Origin of the sequence: Mesorhizobium sp. M7A.F.Ca.CA.004.12.1.1, assembly GCF_003997835.1 — a bacterium.
GTDB lineage: Bacteria > Pseudomonadota > Alphaproteobacteria > Rhizobiales > Rhizobiaceae > Mesorhizobium.
Genome location: NZ_RZRK01000276.1, coordinates 1 through 7,266, shown reverse-complemented (window position 1 = coordinate 7,266; position 7,266 = coordinate 1). Strand labels below are relative to the sequence as shown.

Annotated in this window: 10 protein-coding genes; 4 read left to right on the top strand and 6 right to left on the bottom strand. The window is 62.6% G+C overall.

Annotation, left to right across the window (positions count from 1 at the left end):
* The first annotated feature begins 11 nt into the window (after window positions 1-11).
* The 4 genes from EN984_RS16205 (at window position 12) to EN984_RS16190 (ending at window position 2,322) form a co-directional block, all read left to right on the top strand.
* Window positions 12-176, top strand: a complete 165-nt coding sequence (locus EN984_RS16205; protein WP_245480075.1) for a DUF2259 domain-containing protein — start codon at window positions 12-14, stop codon at window positions 174-176.
* Between the two features lie 441 nt (window positions 177-617).
* Window positions 618-905 carry a PqqD family protein gene (locus EN984_RS16200; protein ID WP_164748961.1) on the top strand — a complete coding sequence of 96 codons (288 nt, stop codon included), beginning with the start codon at window positions 618-620 and terminating at the stop codon, window positions 903-905.
* Window positions 905-1,339, top strand: coding sequence for a lasso peptide biosynthesis B2 protein (locus tag EN984_RS16195; RefSeq protein ID WP_127269700.1), 435 nt, complete (start codon window positions 905-907; stop codon window positions 1,337-1,339). Before EN984_RS16200 ends, EN984_RS16195 begins: the two co-directional genes overlap by 1 nt.
* Window positions 1,336-2,322: a serine kinase gene (locus EN984_RS16190; RefSeq protein ID WP_127269702.1), complete on the top strand. Its 987-nt coding sequence runs from the start codon at window positions 1,336-1,338 to the stop codon at window positions 2,320-2,322. The genes EN984_RS16195 and EN984_RS16190 overlap by 4 nt, the downstream gene beginning before the upstream one ends.
* A 217-nt stretch (window positions 2,323-2,539) precedes the next feature.
* Here EN984_RS16190 and EN984_RS16185 read toward each other — a convergent pair whose 3' ends face one another.
* The 6 genes from EN984_RS16185 to EN984_RS16160 form a co-directional block, all read right to left on the bottom strand.
* Entirely contained in the window at window positions 2,540-3,499 is a 960-nt protein-coding gene (locus EN984_RS16185) for a glycosyltransferase family 4 protein (RefSeq protein WP_127269704.1), read from the bottom strand.
* Window positions 3,496-4,353 (bottom strand): glycosyltransferase family 2 protein, encoded by an 858-nt coding sequence (locus EN984_RS16180; protein WP_236383302.1) that lies wholly within the window; start codon window positions 4,351-4,353, stop codon window positions 3,496-3,498. The genes EN984_RS16185 and EN984_RS16180 overlap by 4 nt, the downstream gene beginning before the upstream one ends.
* Before the next feature lie 122 nt (window positions 4,354-4,475).
* Window positions 4,476-5,501: a nucleotidyltransferase family protein gene (locus EN984_RS16175; RefSeq protein WP_127272248.1), complete on the bottom strand. Its 1,026-nt coding sequence runs from the start codon at window positions 5,499-5,501 to the stop codon at window positions 4,476-4,478.
* Window positions 5,502-5,564: 63 nt separating this feature from the next.
* A complete protein-coding gene (gene dhaK, locus EN984_RS16170) occupies window positions 5,565-6,551 on the bottom strand; it encodes a dihydroxyacetone kinase subunit DhaK (RefSeq protein WP_127272249.1) in 987 nt (328 codons plus the stop codon).
* 93 nt (window positions 6,552-6,644) lie between these two features.
* On the bottom strand, window positions 6,645-7,067 hold the full coding sequence (locus tag EN984_RS16165) for a hypothetical protein (protein ID WP_127271698.1): 423 nt from the start codon (window positions 7,065-7,067) through the stop codon (window positions 6,645-6,647).
* An 11-nt stretch (window positions 7,068-7,078) separates the two neighbouring features.
* The coding region (locus EN984_RS16160) for a putative PEP-binding protein (protein ID WP_348630228.1) at window positions 7,079-7,266 on the bottom strand (188 nt) is incomplete at its 5' end.

Here is a 7,266-nt window from a genome sequence, read left to right as displayed (position 1 = left end):
AGGACAAGACCGTGCCGGGCTCAAGAAACTGCCCGACCTCCTACAGCCTGTCGGAATCCTACGAACTCACCCCGGCCGGCAAGCCGGCGGTGATCGTTGTGCTGGTGCAGCGTTTCAGCCAGGGTTTCGAGGGGCGCGATCGCCGCTTCCTCGCGGTGGCCGGGCAGCCACGCTGAGAGGTTACGCCCAGGCGCCGGCAGCCGCTGTGTCTGAAGGTTGTTTCTAGATCGGCAGGGCCACAAGCATGAGGCCAATGCCGCCAGCGATCAAAATGGCTGTGGCCAGCGCTTTTCTGTGACGTTCGAAGCTCGTCGGAGCCCGCTCCCAATTGTAACGCATACGCTATCTCCCCAATACCCAGACAGGTTTTACCTTACTTAGGGGAAGAAATGCAACGTCCGCTGCCGGCAGGCCCGCTGCTTGTCACATTTCATCGATGACTATTTCTGGGACGAATGCGGCCGGGAAGACGCAACCGAGCAGGTTCTAACGCGACTGGCGCGGAGAATCCGTCAGCAAAGCCGTTGGTCCGTGCACTGGGCTCCCATGATCGGCTGATAGACAGCGCTCCACCTCCGCGCTATCTGATTTCCGGGATGAGCGTGGCTTGGAGGGGCGTGGTGGAAATAGTCTCTGGAACCGTTCTGCGGCTGGCCGAGGATGCCTCGGTGCAGCATGTGGGCGATGGCGCAGTCGTGCTTTTGGCGCGCAGCGGCCAGCTTTATACATGCAACGGCACGACCGAAGCCTTTCTCGGCAAGGTGGACGGCGCGCGCAACCTCGACCAGATCGTCGATCTGCTTTGCGAGGAGTTCGAGGTCGACAAGGGGACGCTCGATCAGGACATGGCGGCACTGGCCGCGGATCTGATCTCTGAAGGTATCCTCGCCGCGCCAGGTGCTTGATGACTGACGGCCCGCTCCTGCGCGCTCTGTTTCGCTGCCATCTCTGGGCAAGCGCGCGGCTGATGCCGGTCTTGGTCATCAACCGGAGCTTCGAGGAGGTGCTCGAATGGGCGCCGCTCGCCTCGTCGACGCCCTATCGCGGTCTGCCGTCCGCCTACATAGTCGCCAGCGTCAACCGCGCCGTCCGCCGTCCCTGGCTGATGCGTGACCGCAGGTGCCTGAGGGAGGGTCTGCTAGGTCATCGTTTCCTGCGCCTGGCCGGCTTCGATCCAGACCTGCGCTTCGGCATCGATCCGCAGTCGATGCAAGCGCAGCGCCTGGCAGCGCATTGCTGGGTCTGCCTCGATGGCAGGCCGGTGGTCAGCGACAAGCTTCCCGGCATGGTCGAAATCTATCGTCATCATGCCGATGCCATAAAGGCGCGTCCCGCTTGACCAGACCTTCAGCCTGCTATGGCCTCAACGGCCTGATCCTTGGCATATCGGCCGAGCGCCCGGAGCTGTGGCAGGATTTCGACCGGATGCTGGGCAGCCTGCGTATCGCGGAACCCGTCGAGCCGGACTTTCGTCTCGAAATCGCCGAGACAGACACCTTGGACGAGGCACCCAACGGATCCCTCGTCTTCGATGGCGAGGTGCCGGAGGATGGTCCCTGCCGGATGTTCGAGGATAGTGGTATCATCCATCTGGTCTTTCCCGAGCGTCAGACCGTTGCCATCAACGGCGTGGCGGGCTGGGCCGAACTCCGGATCCGCCCTGGCGCGAAAGCCGCGTGGACACCGGCAATGCTGGTGCTCGACGCCGCGCTCGACGCCGGTGGCCAGCATATGCTGCACACTGCCGGCTTGACGTTGCCGGACAGCGATGCGGTGGTGCTGATCCATGCTCCGAGCGGCACCGGCAAGACCACGACGTCACTCGCGCTGGCAATACAGGGCTTTGGCCTCTGCTCCGACGACGCCATGATCGTGCATGCCACTTCGGGCAAGGTCGTCGCCTGGGGTCTGCCGCGCGCCGTCAAGATCCATCGGAAGACCGCGGAGATGATCCCGCAGGTGGCGCCCTGCCTTGGCCAGACCTGGGATCGCAATGGCGAACAGCCCATCTCGCTAGAACGGCTGGAGGATATCATCCGGGTGGAAAACGCGTCCGCCCGGCCGGTGGCGGCCCTTCTGCACCTGGCGCGTTCCGCCGGAAGCCAGAGCCGGCTCGTCGCCATGGCCGGCACCGACGCAATGGTGGCACTGGCGGTGGACAACGTCCGCACCGGTATGACCGGGCTGCTGCCGATGCAGAAACGCCGGCTGGCGACCATCGCCGGGGTGGTCAATGCGGTGCCGACCTTCCGGTTGGAGGTGGGCGCGCGCCCGGCTGACGCTGCGGCACTGATCAGCGCCGCTCTGACGACTCGGGACTGAATACCCCAGGCAACGTGGGGCCGCTATTCCTTGTTCCCAAGGGCGTGGGGATAGCGTGTTTCGGAGTGCTTCTACTTCGCAGTTTTGCGCAAAAACAACGATTTCAGCGCAGCGCCGCCTCGTTATCCTTGCTGCGCGAGGTACGGAAGAGCAAGGGTCCGGGAAAACTCGAATGGCGCTACAAAGGTCAGGTTTGGCAGGGCACACCCGAAGCCGCTCATCTCATGGGCCCGACAGCTCCGCCCGCAGTAAGCAACGAGGCAAACATGCGCGCGTAGTTCTCCGCCTGCACGCCCCAATCCCACTCTTGGATCGTCTCGATCATGCGGGCGGCCATCCTCGACCGGAGCGATGGCGTGTCCCGCAACAAGGCTAGCTTGTTCGCAAGCCCCTCCGCAGTTCCATCGAAGAACAGCCCGTTGTCGCCATCCCGAATCAGCTCGGGCATGTTTCCCACACGGGTGGTCACCAAAGGGACACCGCACGCCGCCGCCTCCAAGCAAGGATTGGGAGTGCCTTCGCTGAGGCTGGCGCAGACATAAACGTCGAGATCCCGATAGAAGCCGGGCATCTCGTCATGGCTACGCCAGCGTTGCTCGCGAATCGCCGTCAGTAGGCGCGCGCCCGGCACGGCCGCTACCGCGGGCTCGATGACGTCGTGGAAGCCGCGATGTGCTGGACCATGGTTGCCGAGACTTCCCGCCCATCCGACACGGAGCTCGCCAGAACCGGGTTGTGGCTCTTGTGCGGGACAAAAGAACGTCGTGTCGACTCCATTGGGCGTGTAGTGGACCGGAACACGCAGTAGAGGACCGTATTCGTGCTCGAGCTGCCGATTGTTGACAAAGACAGCGCGCGCCAGCCGGTGCAGGGCGGCGAGCCCGGGCTCGCGGAATTCGCCCTCCAGCTCTCTGTGGCTGCAGATCCCGATGAGCAGCCTGTCAGACCGCCTGGCGAGGGCCGATTCCGGCAGGGGCAGCTTCGAGATCTGGAGCCAATAGAAGATGAGCACGATGTCCGCCGTGTTCACGTCCGACTCAGTCACATCATGTTGAAATCGTTGGACGATCTCGAACCTTCTTTCCAGCACGCGCCGGAGATTTTGGGTCTTGCGATCAATCGCCCAGCCGGGTCGATCCGCGATCGCCAGGACGCGGGGGAGGTGTACCTCATTCACGAGGCGTACCGCTCAAGCCAGTGCGCCGACCATGGATTGGCCTCGTCCAGATCGTCGTCCGTCGCGCTGGCGCGCACCTGGCTGGCGTCCGGCAGCAGAATATCCTCTGATCGCAAGCGGGGTCGCCATCCGTGCCAGCCACGACCAATGACCTCTTCGCTCAGAAACCGGCGGCCAGCATACTTGCATGCGGCGTGCTCTGCGCTAAGGAACAGATAGTGCTTCATGCGAAAACGCTCGGAGTAAAGCCTCACCGGACCCGCGAACCGTACGAGATGGCCGCCTGACCACGCAATCTCCATGGGGCCGTCCTGTTTCTTGTAGGCACGGACGCAGTGTGGGGAGGTTGGCCGGAACGGGTAGTAGGTGCGCAGCGTGTGTTGATAATCGGGATTGTCGTGATCGGGAGCTTCTCTGGTAGGAATGAACGTAAACTCGGAAGATTCGATCGCATTGAAGCCGAGTGCGTCGGCTGCCGCAATGGCGGAGACCAACGATGAGTACGAAGTCGGCGGAAGGTGGATCTCGTCAGCGTCAACATGCATGAACCAGTCTGCTTCGAGCGACTGAAACAGTTCCTCTTTGCGACGAAGAAGGTGCTCCCAGCAATACCAGCCGTTATGCGGGATGGTTTCGAATCCTATCAATCCGGCTCCGCAGTAGCGCTGGGCAATCTCAAGCGTTCGGTCCGTCGACTGATTGTCGCAGATGTAGACCTGTACGCCTTGACGAAAGAGGTTCTCGAGACATCCGGCGACGAACCGTTCTTCGTTCCGTGTCGTAAGGACCGCGACGACTCGCGGGGAACTCCGATCACGCGCAGCATTCGCAATGTGGGTATTGAGATCGGCCAAATTCCTCAATCCTTCGTCGTGTGCTTCCCGACGCAGGCTAAAGACTCAAAGCGGCCAAGCCAAGAGCGCCATCACTTTCCGACCTGAGGTGATGGCGCGACGCTTTTCCGGGAGAGAACGTCTCACACTTTTCCTGGAATTGCTCTCGCCCTGGCCAGCCGTTGGATCCAGCGGAAGGCGTCGCGGCGTAGGCGCGAACCAAGCTTATCCCTGGAATTGACGCCGAGCAGCGTATTCGTGGTGATCAACCGCCTGGCCAGCCGTATGGAGAGATCGGGTTTGATGCGGCCGGCGAGTTCGAGCGCGCGGCTTTCGTCGAACAACCGGCCGGTCACATCGAGCACGATTGCCAACTCGAGCTCGATGCCGGTGGTACGGGCAGCGTCGAAGAGGCGTGCTTCCGCTTCGGGTGATTGCAGCGCCCGCACGCCCTGCAGCACGTCGACGCAAAGCTGCAGCCGGTGGAATTTATGGCCGCCGGCGGCGTGCACGATGGCGATCGTGAGAAGAGCCGCCGGCGTGTCTGTCGCGTCGCCGTCGATGGCGCGCAATTCAGGGAAACCCAGCGACAGGCGCCGCCGCATGCCGATGTCATGCACGAGGTCGCCATGCAGTTCGACCAGCAGGCTGGAATTCTCCTTTTCGAGCCATTTGAATTCCTGCAATTCGTAGGATTCGGCCTCGTTGCTGCCAAGCTCGAAGCCGCATGCCGTGATCACCTGGTTTGCCCGCGCCAGGTTGGCGGGTTCGACCAGGATATCGATGTCGGTGAACGGCCTGTCGGCGACGTTGCGGTAGAGCTTGCGCGCGAAGACGGGTCCCTTGACGATCCGCGCCGGAATATTGTCCGCCGCCAGTCCCTTCATGATGCGGTCGCCATGATACTTCAACAGCATAGACTGGCCGGTGGCGATCGTTGCCTTCTGGCGCAGATTTTCCAGCTTGCCGTGCAGGTCCGCATCCGCTGGCAGCCGCGCGTCCCCGCTGAGCTTGCGCAGCATGATCGGCAGGACGCCATGGAATTCGGCGTTGTCGAGCAGCGACATCAGCGTCTTTGCCGGCAAATTATCGACGTCGACAGTCGGCGCCTCCGGATCTGCGTAGCGCAGCAGCAGCTTTTCTTCGGCAGGGGTAAGCGGTGGCAGCATCAACCTGGACAATGTTGCGATTGCAGGGAAAGATGTCGCAGAAAAGCAGGGTGGAAGCCAGGGTTACATGCCCCAGCGTAGCGCCGCCGTGTGTACAGGCGCGTCCCAGAATGCGGTCGTCTCATCGTCGAGCATGGTGAGTGTGATCGAGCAGCCGGCCATGTCGAGCGAGGTGACATAGGAGCCGACCAGCGAACGGGCCACCGTCACGCCATGCTTCTCGAAAATCGCCCGCGCGCTGTTGTACATCAGGTAGAGTTCCATCAGCGGCGTGCCGCCGAAACCGTTGACGAACAACAGCGCTGGACCCTTCGCCCGGTCGCCGAGATCGCCCAGGATTGCGGCACAGATCTCCTGCGCGATAGCATCGGCGCTTTTCAGCGTGTCGCGCCGGCGGCCGGGCTCGCCATGGATGCCGACGCCGAATTCCATCTCGCCATCGCCGATGTCGAAAGTCGGCCTGCCCGCCGCCGGTACGGTGCAGCTGGTCAGCGCCACGCCCATCGAGCGGGTAGCAGCGTTGACGCCGTCGCCCAGCGCCTTCAGCGGCGCCAGTGCCAGGCCATGTTCGGCAGCGGCTCCGACGATCTTTTCCACCACCAGCGTGCCGGCGACGCCGCGCCGGCCCGTCGTATAGGAAGAATTCTCGACGGCGACATCGTCATTGGTCACGATCTGCTGGACGCCTTCAGACATCTCGGCCGCCATGTCGAAGTTCATGACGTCGCCCTCATAGTTCTTGACGATGAACAGGCAACCGCCGCCGGTGTCGACGGCCTCCGCCGCCGCCAGCATCTGGTCCGGCGTCGGCGAGGTGAACACCTGGCCGGGGCAGGCGGCGTCGAGCATACCGTGCCCGACAAAGCCGCCATGCAGCGGCTCGTGGCCGGAGCCTCCGCCGGAGATCAACGCCACCTTGCCCGGCCGCAAGGTCTTGCGGCGGACAAATTTGTGCTCGTCGCCGAGCACGAGGATGTCGGCATGGGCGGCGACGAAGCCGTCGAGGCTTTCGGTCAGCGCCGTGTCCACCGAATTGATAAACTTCTTCACGGCCGTCTCCTCCCGAAATAGGCCTTCCAAAGCAATTCCAGGGAAAGTGTGTCGCGGTTTTCCGTCCGGAATTGCGTAAAACAAAGAGTTCGATCAGCCACCCTTGCCGGTGATGCTGGTGATCTTCTGGATAAAATCGTTCACCGCCTTATCGAGCGCGGCGTTCTGCTTGTCGTCGCCGAAATCCGGCACGATCAGCGAGACATGCCGCGTCTTGCGCATGCCTGATGCGATCGACATTTTTCCCGGATGCGCCTGATGGTAGGCGGCGAGAAACTGGTCGCGCTCGGCCGGGCTGAAATGGCACACCGAAAATATAGCCGGCAAATGTTTTGACGGAATCGGGATCGAATAGGCAGGACTGGAAATCTGGGTGACGAAGCTTCGGTGTTTGCCGAGCGCATCGGCCAGGCGCTGGCGCATGCCGGATGGGCGCTGGTCGATGACCTGCGACAGGATCGTCTTGTAGGCGCGGATCGCCTCTTCGGAACCGGGTTCGGATGCCCTGTCGACCATGCCGGCCGCGCCTAGACAGAAACGTCCGCGATGGCCGCCTTGGCCATGGCGAGTTGCGCCGGAGCGACGGAAAGATCGCGCAGGCCGGCCTTGAGCAGTGACGGGATCGAGGCGGGATCGCCGCCTGCATCGCCGCACAGGCTGACCGGGATTTTTTCCCGCTGGCCAAACGCGGTCACGGCAGCGATCAGCCGTAGCA